We start from the raw sequence: 17,350 nt of genomic DNA, 5'->3' as shown, positions 1-17,350 counted from the left end.
AAACGAGGGAACCATTGGAAGTTGGTTTTTTATTAATTCTTTTTTAAGAATAATGGACAAGAAGAAAATCAGGCTGCATGAATTTGCAGCTTGATTTTTGATTTTTGAAAACTTTCGTTTTTTAATGCTTTTGAACAAAAATAATCCTAATTTTGAGACTCAATTATTCCAACTTACAATCTGCATTATTTTAATATTTATGAGTATTCAAGAGACCATTCAAGATTTAAGAACTGAACTTAATCAACACAATTATAATTACTACGTGCTGGATAATGCCACAATTTCTGATTATGATTTTGATATTAAACTCAAAGAACTTCAAGACTTAGAAAATAAGCATCCTGAATTTTTTGACGAAAATTCGCCAACACAGCGAGTTGGAGGTACAGTTACTAAGAATTTTAAAACAATTGCACACCAATTCAGAATGTATTCTCTGGATAATTCCTATTCTAAAGAAGACTTAATCGATTGGGAAAACAGAATTCAGAGAGTTCTGGGCAATGTGGATTTACAATATACCTGCGAACTAAAATATGACGGAGCTTCAATAAGTATAAGTTACGAAAACGGAAAATTAGTTCAAGCCTTAACCCGAGGAGACGGTTTTCAAGGTGATGAGGTAACTAATAATATCAAAACCATAAAATCTATTCCTTTACAATTAAAAGGAAATTATCCTGATAAATTTGATATTCGAGGAGAAATAATTCTACCGTATGCCGGATTCGAAAAAATGAATCAGGAATTAATAGAAATAGGAGAAACTCCCTATTCTAACCCAAGAAACACAGCATCAGGAAGTTTAAAATTACAAGATAGTGCAGAGGTAGCAAAACGTCCGTTAGAATGTCTTCTGTATTTTGTAACCGGAAATAATCTGCCATTCTCTTCGCAGTTTGAAGGTCTGGAATCTGCCAGAAAATGGGGATTCAAAGTTCCTAACGAAGCCAAATTGGTACAAAACATGCAGGAAGTATTTGACTTCATAGATTATTGGGATGTTCACCGCCATAATCTGCCTTACGAAACAGATGGAGTAGTTATTAAAGTAAACAGCATTCATTCTCAGGAAGAATTAGGATATACAGCAAAATCACCACGCTGGGCAATTGCCTATAAATTCAAATCAGAGCAGGTTTCTACAAAACTAAAATCAATTTCCTATCAAGTTGGCCGTACAGGAGCAATTACTCCAGTTGCAAATCTAGAACCCGTTCAGCTTGCCGGGACAATTGTGAAAAGAGCATCACTGCATAATGCTGACCAAATCGAAAAATTAGATATCAGAATAAATGACACTGTTTTTGTTGAAAAAGGAGGCGAAATTATTCCAAAAATCATAGCAGTAGATTTAGATAAACGCCCTGAAAATTCAGAAAAAACACATTATATTTCATATTGCCCGGAATGTCATACAGAACTGGTAAGAAATGTGGGTGAAGCAAATCATTATTGTCCAAATTTCTACGGATGTCCGCCTCAGATTATTGGCAGAATCCAGCATTATATTTCTAGAAAAGCAATGGATATTGAAGGACTTGGAGGAGAAACAGTTGCGTTACTTTTTAAGAATGAATTAGTGCATAATTATGCTGATTTATACGAATTAAAAGTTGATGACATTCTGCATTTAGAAAGAATGGCAAAGAAATCTGCCGAAAACTTGGTAAATGGAGTTGAGAAATCTAAAGAAATCCCTTTTGAGAGCGTACTTTTTGCTTTAGGAATTCGTTTTGTTGGCGAAACCGTAGCAAAGAAATTAGCCAAACATTACAAAAACATAGAAGCATTGAGCCAAGCCTCATTAATGGACTTAGTTTTGGTCGATGAAATTGGAGAAAGAATTGCCAAAAGCGTAATTGAATTCTTTGAAAACGAAGAAAACAAAAAAATCATTGAACGATTAAAAAATTATGGCGTTCAATTTGAAATTGTACAAAAAATTAATCCAAATGCTACCGAAAAATTTATTGGTAAAACATTTGTAGTTTCCGGGGTTTTTGCTCAGTTTTCCAGAGACGATTTAAAGAAAACTATTGAAGATAATGGAGGTAAAGTAGGAAGTTCCATCTCTGCAAAAACTGATTTTGTGGTTGCAGGAGATAATATGGGACCGGCAAAATTAGAAAAAGCCAATAAATTAAATATACCAATATTGTCTGAAGAAGAGTTTATAACCAAATTAAATCAAAGCGAATAAATTTTGTTTGCTTTGTTAAAAAAAAACTGCTCCGTCTTATAATTTATAAGGCAGAGCAGTTTTTTATTTTTTAAATTAAATCCTTCTTTAAGCTAAATTGCTAAAAGATGTTGAGGTTTATACAATTATAGATCTTCCTTGGTTGCTGTGTGCTTTATCTTTATCAAAGTAAAAATCAATTCGGCCTAAATTTATACCATAACACCCAACCTGGTTTACCAATACATTTTCTCCGGCTTTATTTTTTATTATTGTCGGTTTATCTAAGAAAGTATGTGTGTGTCCTCCGATAATTAAATCGATATCCTGTGTTAATTCGGCTAATTTTAAATCGCAGATTTTAGAATCGTCATCTTTGTATTTATAGCCCAAGTGAGAAAGACAAATTACCAAATCGCATTTTTCCTCTTTCTTTAATCGCTGTGTCATATCCTGAGCAATTTCTACAGGATTGTTGTAAACAGTTTCCTTATACATTTGTTTATCAACCAGACCTGCAAGTTCAATTCCAAGACCAAAAACACCTACTTTGATACCGTTTTTATTAAAAATTTTATACGGTTTTACAAGTCCGTTCATGACCGTATTTTTAAAGTCATAATTAGAATTGATAAATTCAAAAGTTGCATGAGGCATTTGCGCATACAGACCGTCAAGACCATTATCAAAATCATGATTTCCTATTGTAGAGGCATCATATTTCATCATGCTCATCAATTTAAATTCAAGTTCCCCGCCGTAATAATTAAAATACGGAGTTCCCTGAAAAATATCTCCGGCATCTAATAAAAGTACATTCGGATTTTCTTTACGAATCGTTTCAATAAGCGCAGCACGACGCGAAACCCCGCCTTTGTTAGGATTTCGCGGATCATCAGCCGGAAAAGGATCTATATGACTGTGAACATCGTTAGTATGCAGAATCGTTAAGTGTTTAATATCGTCAGTTTCAAAACTGCTCAATGACAAACCTAAACTTAATAAGGCAGTACTTGCAGCTGTTTTTTCGATAAATTCTCTTCTTTTCATTTTGTATATTTTTGCAGAAATGTCTGTTTTTGTTTTTTGAAATATTTATTCTTCTGTAATTCTGATATCTGTTGCAATCGGAATTGTATCAACCTCTTTAAAGTAGTCAATTAATACATTACGAAGTTTGTAATTCAAATCAAATTTCTGAACATTTTTAGCAAAGAAACTCATATTGTCACCGCCATTTGCCAGATAGTCATTTGTAGCCACATAATATATTTTGTTAGTATCCAGCGGTTTTCCTTGTACTAAAATATTTTTAGCAGTTTTGTCTTTAGCAATTGTAAAAGTCATTCCCGATAAAGGCTGAGGTTTTTTCTCCTTAATAATATAAGCCGCTATTTCGAGAATTTGATCTCCTTTTAAAGCTAGTACAACCAGATTGTTCTCAAAAGGCATAATTTCAAAAGCCGTTCTCGAAGTAATATTTCCTTTTGGTAAAATAGCGCGAATACCACCATGGTTCAAAAGGCACAAATCAATTTCTTTTTTTTCTCTCGCTTTAAAAACCATATTACCTCTTTGTACACAAACATCGGCCATTAGATTTCCAATACTCGTCTGCCATTTCCCCGTGCTTTTATCAAGTGTTTCAGGAGAATAGGCTAATACGCTGTCCAAATCTTGGTTGATATGATCGCGATATGGTTTAATGAAATTTTCAATTTGTGGAGTTTCTGTCCCTGTTTCTGATACCGGAAGCTGTTTTCCTTCTATCTTCGTCAAGTTATAATTTTTCTGACTGCAGGAAGCAGTTAAAAAAAGTGTTAAGAATATAACAAAAAGTTTTAAAAATCCGTTATACTTTTTTAGTTTTACCATCTTAAATGCGACTTAAATAATTAATTTTGTAATCTGGCAAAAGTACTATGTTTTTAAATTATATAAAGGAATTTTTTGTAAAAAAAACATTAAAAAAATACCTGCGTAATGTAAAAAGCGAAGTGTTTACAAGCAATATCAAAACAATTGGCTTGTTGGTAGATGAGAGCGAATTTCATGATTCAGAAGCGCTGATTGATGAATTAATATTAAATGGAATAACTCAGAACAACATAGAAATTGTAGCTTACAAAGATAAATTTAAGAAGAAAGATACTTATTCAAGACCAACTTTTGGTAAAACACACATTTCTTGGAGCGGAAAAGTTGAAGAAGATTTTCTTAATGAATTTATTAAGACAGAATTTGATCTTTTGATAAGTTATTATAATGTTGAAAATCCATTTATGATGTTAGTAACACAACAATCAAAAGCTAAATTTAAAGTCGGATTTGCAGCTGTTGAGGAAAATCTCAATCGATGGATGATTAATACAGAAATGAGAAACTATAAGATTTTCATTTCAGAATTATTTAAGTATTTAAAAAGTTTAAAATAAATTATAAATTAAAATATGCAATCATTAATAGGAACGGGTGTTGCGCTTGTAACCCCATTTAAAAAAGACTTTTCAGTAGATATCGAGGCTTTGCACCGTATCGTTAATTTTTCGATAGACGGCGGAGTTGAATATCTTGTGGTTATGGGAACAACGGCAGAAAATGCTACTCTTACATCAGCCGAAAAGGAATTGGTTATAAAGACTGTTATTGATGTTAATAAAGGAAGACTGCCTTTGGTACTCGGAGTTGGCGGTAACAATACTATGCAGGTTGTTGAGGAATTAAAAACCAGAGATTTTAGTGCTTTTGATGCTATACTTTCTGTTTCTCCATATTATAATAAACCAACTCAAGAAGGAATTTATCAGCATTTTAAAGCTGTTGCAGAAGCATCTCCGATACCTGTAATTTTATACAACGTTCCGGGAAGAACTGCCAGTAACATGCTTCCGTCTACGGTAATTCGTCTTGCAAATGATTTTAGTAATGTCGTTGCTATAAAAGAGGCAGCTGGAGATATGGCACAAGCTATGCAGATTATTAAAAATGCGCCAAAAGACTTTCTGGTTATTTCTGGAGACGATATGATTGCTTTGCCGATTGTTTTAGCTGGAGGTGCAGGCGTTATTTCGGTAATTGCGCAAGGTTTTCCAAAAGAATTTTCAGAAATGATTCGTTTAGGATTGAATAAAAAAGTCAATGAAGCTTTCAAAATACAATACTTTTTTTCAGATTGTATTGATATGATCTTCGAGCAGGGAAATCCTGCCGGAATCAAACAAATCTTTCAAGCCCTTGGTATTGCTGACAATACGGTGCGTCTGCCTTTGGTAACAGTTGATGATTCATTAGCCGGAAGATTGAATGAATTTGTAAAAAACAGCATTAAATAATAGTAAGTTTGCCGGTATTTTATTATACCAAAAAATATTTTGTAGTAGCTAAATTAATAACTAAATTTGCCACCGGAACTTCGGTGTGATTTTGCTTTGGCATAATTGTCTAAGAAATCATAATAAAAGTAAGAAAATGAAAAAAATAGTATCTCTATTAATTGTTGTTGTCCTTTTTTGTTCTTGTAGTGATTACCAAAAAGCATTAAAAAATGAAGATGTTGCGGCTAAATTTGAAGTAGCAACTAAGATGTATGATGCTGGAAAATATAATAAAGCAATCCGCCTTTTTGAGCAGTTATCAGCTTCTTATAGAGGAAAACCTCAGGCAGAAAAGCTTTTTTATATGTTTGCACAATCGTATTACAAAACAAAACAATACTATTTAGCAGGTTACCAATTCGAAAGTTTTGTTTCAGGTTATCCTCGAAGTGAAAAAGTACAGGAAGCGGCGTTTTTAGGTGCTTATAGTTATTCAAAATTAGCTCCTGTTTACAGCTTAGATCAGACAGATACAGTAAAAGCATTAGAGAAATTACAGACTTTTATTGATAATTATCCAAATTCTGAATACATCGCTCAGGCAAATGAGATTGTAAAAGTTTTAAATGGTAAATTAGAGAAAAAGGCATACGAGAATGCTAAAGGTTACAATACAATTTCAGATTATAAATCAGCATTAATTGCTTTTGATAATTTTATCGCTGATTTTCCTGGAACACCTTTTAAAGAAGATGCGTTGTTTTATAAATATGACTCAGCATATCAATTGGCAATAAACAGTATTCCTGCAAAAATGGAAGAACGTTTGAATATTGCAAAAGTGGCTTACAACAATTTATTAAAATTTAAAGCCGATACAAAATATAAAAAACAAGCAGACGAAATGTATGCTAGAGTTGAAACAGATTTACAAAAATTTACTAAATAAAATAAAGTGATGGATTTAAAAAAGACGAATGCTCCTGTAAATACAATAACTTACAATAAAACAGTTATTGAAGAGCCAACAGGAAATGTGTATGAGGCAATTACCATTATGGCTAAAAGAGCAAATCAAATTAATTCTGAAATTAAAAAAGAATTAACTGAGAAATTAGAAGAGTTTGCTACTTACAATGACAGTCTTGAAGAAGTTTTTGAAAATAAAGAGCAAATTGAAGTTTCTAAATTTTACGAAAAATTACCAAAACCACACGCTTTAGCTGTTCAAGAATGGTTAGACGGTAAAACTTACCACAGAGGTTCAAACAAATAATAGTACAATGTCAGTTTTAAATGGTAAAAAAGTTTTACTAGGAGTTTCTGGTGGAATTGCAGCCTATAAAACAGCCTCATTAGTACGACTTTTTATAAAAGCAGGTGCACATGTCCAAGTGATAATGACACCTGCTTCTAAGGATTTTGTAACTCCATTAACGCTATCTACGTTATCAAAAAATCCTGTACATTCTAGTTTCTTTAACCAGGATGATGAAGAGGCAGTTTGGAATAATCATGTTGATCTTGCTCTTTGGGCTGATATAATGCTGATTGCTCCGGCAACTGCTAATACATTGTCTAAAATGGCGGTTGGAAACTGTGATAATCTTTTAATAGCAGCATATTTATCTGCTAAATGTCCTGTTTATTTTGCACCTGCAATGGATTTGGACATGTATAAGCATCCTTCTACAATTTCAAGTTTTAAAGTTTTAAAACAATTTGGCAATACTATAATTCCGGCAGAAAATGGTGAATTGGCCAGTGGACTGTCAGGGGAAGGCAGAATGGCTGAACCTGAGAATATTATCTCTTTTTTGGAAGCCGATTTAGAAAGTAAATTACCTCTTAAAGGAAAAAAAATCTTAATTACCGCAGGTCCGACATACGAAGCGATAGACCCAGTGCGTTTTATAGGAAATCATTCTTCTGGAAAGATGGGTTTTGATATTGCAAATGAAGCTGCTAATCTGGGGGCTGCTGTTATTTTAGTTTCCGGACCAACATATTTTAAAGTAAAGAATAGTTCTGTAAAAGTAATAAACGTAATTTCGGCACAGGAAATGTATGATGCTTGTCATTTGCATTTTAATGATGTTGATGCAGCAATTGCTGCCGCAGCGGTTGCAGATTACAGACCTAAGGTTGTTGCTTTACAAAAGATTAAGAAAGTATCTGATGATTTTTCGATTGAACTCGAAAAAACCAAAGATATATTATCTTCATTAGGCGCTATCAAAAAAAATCAGTTTTTAATTGGTTTTGCGTTAGAAACAGAGAATGAAATTGAAAATGCTAAGTTGAAAATTCAGAAAAAAAACTTAGATTTGATTGTTTTAAATTCCTTACAAGATGAAGGAGCTGGTTTTAAAAAAGATACCAATAAAGTTACTTTTATTGATAAAGATTTTAAGATCGAACCAATGGAGTTAAAATCAAAAGAATCGGTTGCTGTTGATATTTTAAATAAAGTGATTTTGCATTTTTCAAATGATGAGGATTTAAAATAAACCGAAACATAAATAGGGACTGCCATTTGTGTTGAATAATCAAATATTACTTGATATGAATAAAATAGTTACTCTTTTAGTATTTTTAATTTTTAGCTCTACACAAGCGCAGCAGCTAAATTGTACTGTAACTATAAATACAGAAAGACTTCCTAACCCAAATCAGCAGGTTTTTAAAACACTTCAGACTTCTTTATCCGAATTTGTAAACAAAACAGACTGGACAGGAGCTGCATTAAAGCAAAATGAGCGTATAAACTGCTCAATGTATATTACTTTATCCTCAAATAGTTCAGATCAGTTTTCTGGTACCATTCAGGTGCAGGCATCCCGATTAATTTATAACTCGACTTATTCTTCTCCGATTCTAAATTTTAATGACAAAGATTTTAATTTCAGATACACAGAATACGAACCTTTATTGTTTAATCCGAGTGTTTACGAATCCAATTTAGTTTCTGTAGTTTCTTTTTATAGTTATTTAATTTTAGGTATAGACGCAGACACATTTCAAGTCGGTGGTGGAAACCAGTATCTTGAAACAGCACAGAATATTGCAAATGTTGCACAGCAAGGTGGTTTTAAAGGCTGGAGCCAATCTGATGGACTTCAAAATCGTTATTATTTGATTAATGATATGATTTCGCCTACTTATGGAGATCTTCGCCAGACAATGTATGCGTATCATTCAGGTTTGGACGTTATGAGTTCAGATTTAAAAACATCAAAAGAAAAAATTAAAGCATCGCTGATCCTTATTGGAAAACTAAATACAGTAAAACCAAATGCCTTTTTAACGAGAGTATTTTTTGATGCTAAATCAGATGAAATCGTTTCGATATTTTCTGGCGGTCCAAGTATAACAGTAACAGACTTAACGGATGTTTTAAACAGGGTTTCGCCATTAAATTCTACTAAATGGTCTCAGATTAAATTTTAATCGATTTTTATTTTATTATTCTTTACTAACTTCCCATTATAAATCTACCATGATTACTTCGCTGTCAATTAAAAATTATGCACTTATAGAAAAACTAGCTATTGATTTTTCAAAAGGTTTTTCGATAATTACAGGTGAAACAGGTGCAGGTAAATCTATTATTTTAGGCGCAATCGGACTAGTTTTAGGTAAAAGAGCCGATCTTACATCTTTAAAAAACAAAGAAGAAAAATGCATAATTGAAGCTCAATTTGAAATTTCTAAATATAATTTGAAAGAATTTTTTGAAGCTAATGATCTTGATTATGAAGATGAAACTATTATAAGACGCGAAATCCTGCCTTCTGGAAAATCGCGCGCTTTTATAAATGACAGCCCGGTAAATCTTCAAGAATTACAGGATTTGAGTTTGTTTCTGATTGATATTCATTCACAACAGCAAACTCAGGAATTATCAGATGAAAGTGTTCAGTTTAAAATTATTGATGCCATCGCTTCCAATTATGAAACTATTGCAGCTTATCAAAAAGTATTAAAGACCTATAAAACAGACAAATCCAAATTAAATGCTTTAATAAAAAAACAAAGTGATTCTGGAAAAGAGCAGGAATACAATACTTTTTTATTAAACGAATTGGTTTCGGCTCAACTAAAATCTGGAGAACAGGAAGAACTGGAAGCTGATTTTGAGAAATTAAATAATGTTGAAATTATAAAAGACTCACTTGACAGATCGTTAGTAATTGCAAATGAAGACCAGTTTGGTGTTTTTCATAATCTAAACGAGATCAAAGCTTCTTTGCAAAAAATAGCAGCTTTTTCGTCTGAATATCAAAATATATTCGAAAGAATTACCAGTGTAACAATTGAGTTTGATGATTTGTCTAAAGAACTCCAAAATAGCTCTGAAAAATTATTAAATGATCCTGCGCAGCTGGAGATTGTAAGTCAGAAACTTCAGTTGATCTTTAATCTTCAGAAAAAGCACCAGGTAAATTCTGTTGATGAACTTCTTCAGATTCAGGCAGATTTAGGAAATGTGCTTCTTGAATTGGATAATATAGAGGAAGAAATAGCATTATTATCTAAAGAGATTGAAGAAAAAATTATAGTATTAGATGGTTTTGCTGCTGCAATACATGAAAATAGGATAAATGCTATTCCGGTACTATCAAATCAATTAATTTCTATTTTAGAAACATTAGGTATGCCGAATGTTCGCTTTAAAATGGAATTACTTCCCTCAGAAAACTATTTTCAAAACGGAAAAGACGAGTTGCAATTTCTCTTTTCGGCGAATAAAGGAACTGATTTCGGACTGCTTAAAAAAGTAGCTTCAGGAGGAGAAATGTCTCGTATAATGCTTGCTGTAAAAGCAATTTTGGCAAAGTATTCAAAATTACCAACTTTAATTTTTGATGAAATTGATACTGGAGTTTCCGGAGAGATTGCCATCAGAATGGGAGAGATTATGAAGGAAATGAGTGGTGAAATGCAGATTTTTGCCATCACACATCTGCCTCAAATAGCCGCAAAAGGTGATTCTCATTTCAAAGTTTTCAAATCTACAACAAATGATCATACACAGTCAGAATTAAAGCTGTTGTCTCAGGAAGAGAGAGTTATGGAAATTGCTCAGATGCTCTCTGGGGCAAACATCTCAGATTCGGCATTAAATCATGCAAAAGAATTATTAAATTAAATATTTGATTTATATTTGTTGTGCTGAATTTAGATTAAACTTATTCAGTTTACATGGTGAAAAAATTATGTACTGTTGGTAAAAATATGAGAAACATTATTAGTTAAAAATATCCCGCATCGCTTTAATACTAAAAAAATAAAGCTAAAAATTGAAATAAAAAAAATATGATTATAGAACCTAGAATGAGAGGATTTATTTGTTTGACAGCCCACCCAAAGGGATGCGAGCAAAATGTTAAAAATCAAATAGAATATATCAAATCAAAAGGGGCAATTGCCGGAGCAAAAAAAGTATTGGTTATCGGAGCATCAACAGGTTTCGGACTTGCTTCTAGAATTACAAGTGCTTTTGGATCTAATGCTTCTACAATTGGAGTTTTTTTTGAAAAACCACCAGTTGAAGGAAAAACAGCATCACCAGGATGGTATAATTCTGCAGCTTTTGAAAAAGAAGCTCATAAAGCTGGGATATATGCAAAAAGTATTAACGGAGATGCTTTTTCAAACGAAATAAAAAGAGAAACTTTAGATTTAATTAAAGCAGATTTAGGTCAGATTGATCTTGTAATCTACAGTTTGGCGTCACCAGTTCGTGTGAATCCAACTACAGGTGTAACGCACCGTTCAGTTCTAAAACCAATCGGACAAACCTATACAAATAAAACAGTTGATTTTCATACAGGAAAAGTTTCAGAAGTTTCAATAGCACCAGCAGATGGCGATGATATTGAAAATACAGTTGCTGTAATGGGAGGTGAAGACTGGGCAATGTGGATTGATGCTCTAAAAAGTGAAAACTTATTGGCAGAAGGAGCTACAACAGTTGCTTATTCTTATATCGGGCCATCATTGACAGAAGCAGTTTATCGTAAAGGTACAATTGGGCGCGCAAAAGACCATTTAGAAGCTACAGCTTTTACAATTACAGACAGCTTAAAATCTATTGGAGGTAAAGCTTATGTTTCTGTAAATAAAGCTTTGGTAACACAGGCAAGTTCTGCTATTCCGGTTATTCCTTTGTATATTTCTCTTTTGTATAAAATAATGAAAGAAGAAGGTGTTCATGAAGGTTGTATTGAGCAGATTCAGCGTTTGTTCAACGATAGATTATATAACGGATCAGAAGTTCCTACAGATGATAAAGGCAGAATCAGAATTGATGACTGGGAAATGCGTGATGATATTCAGGCGAAAGTTGCTAAACTTTGGTTAGAAGCAGACACAGAAACATTACCGGCACTCGGAGATTTGGCAGGATATAGAAATGACTTTTTAAATTTATTTGGTTTCGAATTTGCAGGTGTTGACTACAATGCCGAAGCAGATGAAGTTGTTGCTATAGAAAGCATCAAATAAAAATCAAACAGTATAAGTAAAAAACCATCAATCAAAAGTTGATGGTTTTTTTATGAATATAACATATCTTTGTTGAAATTTTTAATTCTTAAAATAGCCACTTAATACCGCATTCCTGCTATGATTTTTTCTTTAATTATACCCGTGTATAATCGCCCAGATGAAGTTGATGAACTTTTAGACAGTCTCATGAAATCTGACTATAATGAAGCTTTTGAAATTGTTCTTGTCGAGGATGGATCCTCAATACCTTGCCGGGATGTTGTAATAAAATATGATGGAAAACTCAACATCGCGTACTATTTTAAAGAAAACTCAGGACCTGGAGATTCAAGAAATTTTGGAATGCAGAAAGCAAGAGGTGATTATTTTATCATTTTTGATTCAGATTGTATCATTCCGCCCAATTATCTTACTGAAGTAAGAAAGGCATTAAATGAAAAATATGTGGACTGTTTTGGAGGTCCGGATAGAGCTTTAGATAGTTTTTCTGACATTCAAAAAGCCATCAATTTTGCTATGACATCCTTCTTGACAACAGGAGGCATACGTGGTGGTTCTGAAAAAATCAATAAGTTTCAGCCCCGAAGCTTCAATATGGGGATATCCAGAAAGGCTTTTTTGGCATCAAGAGGATTTGGTAATATACATCCGGGGGAAGATCCTGATTTGTCGATTCGCTTGTGGAATTTAGGTTTTGAGACAAGATTATTTACAGAAGCTTATGTTTACCATAAACGAAGAATTGACTGGGAAAAATTTTCTATTCAGGTAAATAAATTTGGAAAAGCAAGACCAATTTTAAATAGCTGGTATCCGGAACATAATAAACTCACTTTTTTCTTTCCTACACTTTTTATTTTAGGATTATTATTAGCTTTTTTATTGTTAATATTTAATATTGATATTTTATTACAATTATATTTCGTATATTTCGTTATAATTTTTCTTACAGCCAGTATTCAAAATAAAAGCATTAAAATTGGATATCTTTCTGTAATTGCAGTAGGAAAACAATTTTATGGCTATGGAATTGGGTTTTTAGAATCATTTGTAAAAATAATTCTACTAAAAAGAAAACCGCAAGAAGCTTTTCCTCGTATGTTTTTTAAAATCTAGTATGACAAAAGTTATTGGCTTAACAGGCGGGATTGGAAGCGGTAAAACAACTATCGCTAAATATTTTAACGAAATGGGAATTCCTATTTATATAGCCGATGACGAAGCCAGGAAAATAATGCAGGACAAAAACGTTTTAAATGAGATAAAAACAACTTTTGGAGAATCTGTTTTTGAAAATAATATTTTAAGCAGACCAAAACTTGCTGAAATTGTTTTTGAACATAAGGATAAACTTTCAGCTTTAAATGGTATTGTTCATCCAGCAGTAAAAAAAGATTTTGAATCTTGGCTTGCCACAAAGAAAGAATATGAGTATGTGATATACGAAGCAGCAATATTATTTGAAAGCGGTCGATATAAAGACTGTGATTTGATAATAACGGTAACTGCGCCGGAAGAAGTCAGAATTGAAAGAGTTTTAAAACGAGATAATACCACTCGAGAACAGGTATTAAGCAGGATGGCGATGCAGTGGAATGACGAAAAACGAATTTCTCTAAGCAATTTTATAATTAATAACGATAATCTTAAAATTGCTAAACAAGAAGTTGTTAAAATTCTTAAAATTTTGAATATAAAACAAAATCAGTCTTAAATGTTAATATTTGGTTAATGTATTATTTAGTATATTGTTAAAATATTAATTTTGTTTCGATGAATAAATTATTTTTTAGATTACTTGTTTTGCTAATGAGTTTATCCTTAATCGGGATAATTCTGGTTCAGGTTTATTGGTTCAATTCTTCGTTTAAAAATAATGACGAACAATTTAAATATCATGTTACTCAAGTTGTTGGGAATGTTGCAGACAAATTAGAAAAGCAAGAATTGTACAGCTTTTATGATAAAGTCAATAAAATAAAAGACAGTACTGGTAAAACTCCAAAAAAGGAAGATCTTTTAGAAGTTTTATTTGTTCAGAGAAATAAGAAAACAAACAAAACTATTGTTTATTCAAGTACAGTTACATCTGAGGATTACGGGATGAATGGTTCGCTGTTTAATAAAAAATTCAGCAGTGAAAGATTTAAAAACTTTAGTTCTAAACGTGTTACTGAAGTTTATAATAATTATAATGGTATCGATAATAATGCTTTGGGACAGAGTATTATACCCGATCTTACAATTGAAAAATCAGGAAGTCTTGATATTTTAAATAAAGTACAACAGGAAATATCTATAAAAGATGTCGCAGATGCGCTGCCTCTTGACGAAAGAATTTCAAAAGACAGATTGCAGCTGCTTCTTAAAAAAGAACTCGAAGAATATGGTGTTAAAACCAAATTTGAATATGGAGTTCTAAATAATGGTTTAGCAACAAAAATAAAATCTGATGGCTTTCATTATGATAAAGATCTAAGCTATCATGTGCCTATTTTTACTAATAATGAAGGAAATAGTAAATATGAACTATACGTTACATTCCCTCACAAAAAGAAATTTTTATTATCTGAATTGCTAAGTATTACAATTCTTTCAATAATTTTTACACTTATTATAATAGTAGCATATACAAGTGCGTTAAATCAATTATTACGTCAAAAACATATTTCTGAAATCAAGACGGATTTTATAAATAATATGACGCATGAGTTTAAAACCCCAATTGCCACTATAAATTTAGCACTTGATGCTATTAGAAATCCTAAAATAATTGAAGATAAAGAGAAAGTTTATCGTTATCTTCAGATGATTAGAGATGAAAATAAAAGAATGCATGCTCAAGTCGAAAATGTTCTTCGTATTTCTAAATTAGAAAAAAGAGAACTTGATATCACGAAAGAACCTACCGCAATTCATGATATTATTGATGACGCAATAGAACATGTAAATTTAATTTTAGAAGATAGAAAAGGAACCGTTGTAAAGCACTATAACGCTGCAAGAACAACGTCATTAATAAATGAAGTGCATTTTACAAATGTTTTGGTAAACATTTTGGAAAATGCTATAAAATATTCTCCGGATATTCCAGAAATCGAAATTTTTACAGAAAATGTAAAAGACATGATCCTGATAAAAATTAAAGACCACGGATTAGGTATGAGCAAGATAGCTCAGAAACGCGTTTTTGAGAAATTCTATAGAGAACATACAGGAGATTTACATAATGTAAAAGGACATGGTTTAGGTCTGGCTTATGTAAAAAGAATTGTTGAAGACCATAACGGTCAAGTATATGTTGAAAGCGAAAAAGGAAAAGGTAGCACCTTTATAATAAAAATACCATTAATAAATTAAAATATGGAAACTAATAACAAAAGAATACTTTTAGTAGAAGACGACCTGAATTTTGGCGCTGTTCTTAAAGATTATCTAATGTTAAATGACTTTGAAGTTACTTTAGCTAAAAACGGTATGGAAGGTTTCGAGAAATTCAAAAAAGATGTATATGATTTATGCATTCTTGATGTAATGATGCCTTATAAAGATGGTTACACTTTAGCCAAAGAGATTAGAGAGAAAAATAGCGAAGTGCCAATTATCTTCTTGACGGCTAAATCTATGAAAGAAGATGTATTAAAGGGATATAAAGCTGGTGCTGATGATTATTTGAATAAGCCTTTTGATTCAGAAGTTTTACTAATGAAAATCAAAGCAATTATTCAAAGAAAATCTGCAGATACTAAAGCAGAACAAGTACAATTTGAATTTAATATTGGAAAATTCCACTTAAACTCAAAATTAAGATTCTTGACTTTTCAAGATGAAGAGCCTATTAAATTATCACCAAAAGAAAACGAATTACTTAAAATGTTAATTCTTCACGAAAATGATTTAATGCCTAGAGAATTAGCATTGACTAAAATTTGGAGAGATGACAACTACTTTACTTCAAGAAGTATGGATGTTTATATCGCTAAATTAAGAAAATACCTAAAATCTGATGAAGATGTAGAAATTCTAAATATTCATGGAGAAGGTTTTAGATTAGTTGTAAAAAGCAAAGTTTCTGAATAACAAATTCACCAAAAAAATATAAGCTCTGAGAAATCAGGGCTTTTTTTATGCTTAGAAACAAAAAAAATAATCTTTTTTAGATTGAATAATTCACGTGTTTAATCTGTTGATATTTAGTTTTTTAGTAAATTTTCTAGTGATGTTTTTTTCTATGATTAATTTTATTTTGATGAATATTCTTAAAATAATTTGGAAAATTGAAAAAGTATTATGAATATTTGCAGACGAAAAAATCAATAACCCTTTAAAACGAAGAAAAAATGTTTGTAATTACATTGACATCTCAAAGCTTTGCACCAAACAAATTTGGTGAGGCAATTCTTCGCGGCTTATTTCAATCTTAGAAATATATTTTTAGATATATAAAAAAGCCCGAAGACATTTAGTTTCGGGCTTTTTTTATTCTAGACACTTCAAATTTTCCCGACAATCGATTTTATTATTTATCCTGCTTGGATAAAATGTTAAGCCTGTTTGGCTGTTAAATTAATGCACTATAATTTTTTAAATGGAAAATTATACGGTAGACGAGTATGCTTTGTGCTCTCGTTTAAAAAGTAAAAGAAGAAAAAAAAGATTAGTAAAGGAAGATTTTGAAAAACACCTGATTCAGTTAAGAAAACTTGAAAAAAAACTTTGGAACAAACGAAGAGATTTACCATTAGTTCCACTGGCGAATCCGTATCAAAAAGGATGGCAGCGTGGTTTTATATTGAGAGAAGATGTTGCAAGATCAAATGAATCTTCATTTTACAGAACATTATTAGAAAAAATAGATACATGGCAGTATTCTTCGGAAAAATCTTTTAAAAGAAGGAAAAAAAGAAAAAGAAGAAATGTTTATGTTGAAAAGATTCAAACTGTAAAAGAATTTTCGGAATGGGACTGGAGAAGTCCAAAATTGGAATTGACAGAAAAAGAAAAAGCACATTTTTTTAAGAGAGAACGTTGGTGCAGTAATTATAAACGCTACAAAATTCATTATGTTTTTAATGAGCCGTGGCGTTATGTACTTCGTGTTAAGCCGTACATCATCACACATACTAAAATGGTCGATTCTGATTTAGAAAGTGCAATTAAGCTTCTTGACAATTACATCGCTAATCTTAATTTGCGACATAAAATAAACAAAATAAAGGGTGGTTTTTCTAATCATTGGAAATATTATCAAAATGAAAATCCAAGAGAGGAAAACCCAATTAAAAATAAAAGTCTGCACGAATTGTATCAACAATATGCAGACGAAATGATATAAATC

General features: G+C 31.7%; 16 protein-coding genes. 14 read left to right on the top strand and 2 right to left on the bottom strand.

Annotated elements, in window-relative coordinates; genetic code table 11:
* The first annotated feature begins 199 nt into the window (after nt 1–199).
* Entirely contained in the window at nt 200–2,206 is a 2,007-nt protein-coding gene (gene ligA, locus B0A68_RS17555; RefSeq protein WP_035687680.1) for an NAD-dependent DNA ligase LigA, read from the top strand.
* A 117-nt stretch (nt 2,207–2,323) separates the two neighbouring features.
* Here the strand turns inward: ligA and B0A68_RS17550 are convergent, their stop codons facing one another.
* A complete protein-coding gene (locus B0A68_RS17550) occupies nt 2,324–3,235 on the bottom strand; it encodes a bifunctional metallophosphatase/5'-nucleotidase (protein WP_035680718.1) in 912 nt (303 codons plus the stop codon).
* A gap of 45 nt (nt 3,236–3,280) precedes the next feature.
* Nucleotides 3,281–4,060 carry a 5'-nucleotidase C-terminal domain-containing protein gene (locus tag B0A68_RS17545; protein WP_035680717.1) on the bottom strand — a complete coding sequence of 260 codons (780 nt, stop codon included), beginning with the start codon at nt 4,058–4,060 and terminating at the stop codon, nt 3,281–3,283.
* Between the two features lie 47 nt (nt 4,061–4,107).
* Between B0A68_RS17545 and B0A68_RS17540 the strand changes: the two genes are divergently transcribed.
* The 13 genes from B0A68_RS17540 (at nt 4,108) to B0A68_RS17480 (ending at nt 17,347) form a co-directional block, all read left to right on the top strand.
* A complete protein-coding gene (locus B0A68_RS17540) occupies nt 4,108–4,620 on the top strand; it encodes a DUF6913 domain-containing protein (RefSeq protein ID WP_035680714.1) in 513 nt (170 codons plus the stop codon).
* 15 nt (nt 4,621–4,635) lie between these two features.
* Nucleotides 4,636–5,517: a 4-hydroxy-tetrahydrodipicolinate synthase gene (dapA, locus tag B0A68_RS17535; RefSeq protein ID WP_035680711.1), complete on the top strand. Its 882-nt coding sequence runs from the start codon at nt 4,636–4,638 to the stop codon at nt 5,515–5,517.
* Nucleotides 5,518–5,653: 136 nt separating this feature from the next.
* Nucleotides 5,654–6,448, top strand: a complete 795-nt coding sequence (locus B0A68_RS17530; RefSeq protein WP_035680708.1) for an outer membrane protein assembly factor BamD — start codon at nt 5,654–5,656, stop codon at nt 6,446–6,448.
* 9 nt (nt 6,449–6,457) lie between these two features.
* The gene (locus B0A68_RS17525) at nt 6,458–6,775 is read left to right on the top strand and encodes a DNA-directed RNA polymerase subunit omega (protein ID WP_007807938.1); all 318 of its coding nucleotides are present in this window, start codon (nt 6,458–6,460) and stop codon (nt 6,773–6,775) included.
* A gap of 7 nt (nt 6,776–6,782) precedes the next feature.
* A complete protein-coding gene (coaBC, locus tag B0A68_RS17520; RefSeq protein ID WP_035680706.1) occupies nt 6,783–8,009 on the top strand; it encodes a bifunctional phosphopantothenoylcysteine decarboxylase/phosphopantothenate--cysteine ligase CoaBC in 1,227 nt (408 codons plus the stop codon).
* A 55-nt stretch (nt 8,010–8,064) separates the two neighbouring features.
* Nucleotides 8,065–8,949, top strand: coding sequence for a type IX secretion system protein PorD (gene porD / locus B0A68_RS17515; RefSeq protein WP_035680704.1), 885 nt, complete (start codon nt 8,065–8,067; stop codon nt 8,947–8,949).
* Between the two features lie 49 nt (nt 8,950–8,998).
* Nucleotides 8,999–10,651: a DNA repair protein RecN gene (recN, locus tag B0A68_RS17510; protein ID WP_035680702.1), complete on the top strand. Its 1,653-nt coding sequence runs from the start codon at nt 8,999–9,001 to the stop codon at nt 10,649–10,651.
* Between the two features lie 167 nt (nt 10,652–10,818).
* Nucleotides 10,819–12,009: an enoyl-ACP reductase FabV gene (gene fabV / locus B0A68_RS17505; RefSeq protein WP_035680699.1), complete on the top strand. Its 1,191-nt coding sequence runs from the start codon at nt 10,819–10,821 to the stop codon at nt 12,007–12,009.
* 120 nt (nt 12,010–12,129) lie between these two features.
* Entirely contained in the window at nt 12,130–13,128 is a 999-nt protein-coding gene (locus B0A68_RS17500) for a glycosyltransferase (RefSeq protein ID WP_035680696.1), read from the top strand.
* Nucleotide 13,129: 1 nt separating this feature from the next.
* A complete protein-coding gene (gene coaE / locus B0A68_RS17495) occupies nt 13,130–13,726 on the top strand; it encodes a dephospho-CoA kinase (RefSeq protein ID WP_035680693.1) in 597 nt (198 codons plus the stop codon).
* Nucleotides 13,727–13,785: 59 nt separating this feature from the next.
* Entirely contained in the window at nt 13,786–15,372 is a 1,587-nt protein-coding gene (locus B0A68_RS17490) for a sensor histidine kinase (protein ID WP_035680690.1), read from the top strand.
* Between the two features lie 3 nt (nt 15,373–15,375).
* A complete protein-coding gene (locus B0A68_RS17485; RefSeq protein WP_035680688.1) occupies nt 15,376–16,092 on the top strand; it encodes a response regulator transcription factor in 717 nt (238 codons plus the stop codon).
* A gap of 508 nt (nt 16,093–16,600) precedes the next feature.
* On the top strand, nt 16,601–17,347 hold the full coding sequence (locus B0A68_RS17480; protein ID WP_051892429.1) for a hypothetical protein: 747 nt from the start codon (nt 16,601–16,603) through the stop codon (nt 17,345–17,347).
* Nucleotides 17,348–17,350 lie beyond the last annotated feature (3 nt).

Source organism: Flavobacterium reichenbachii, from assembly GCF_002217435.1.
GTDB classification, from domain to species: domain Bacteria; phylum Bacteroidota; class Bacteroidia; order Flavobacteriales; family Flavobacteriaceae; genus Flavobacterium; species Flavobacterium reichenbachii.
Note: the sequence above shows the minus strand (reverse complement) of the source record. Positions and strands in the feature narration are given on the sequence as shown.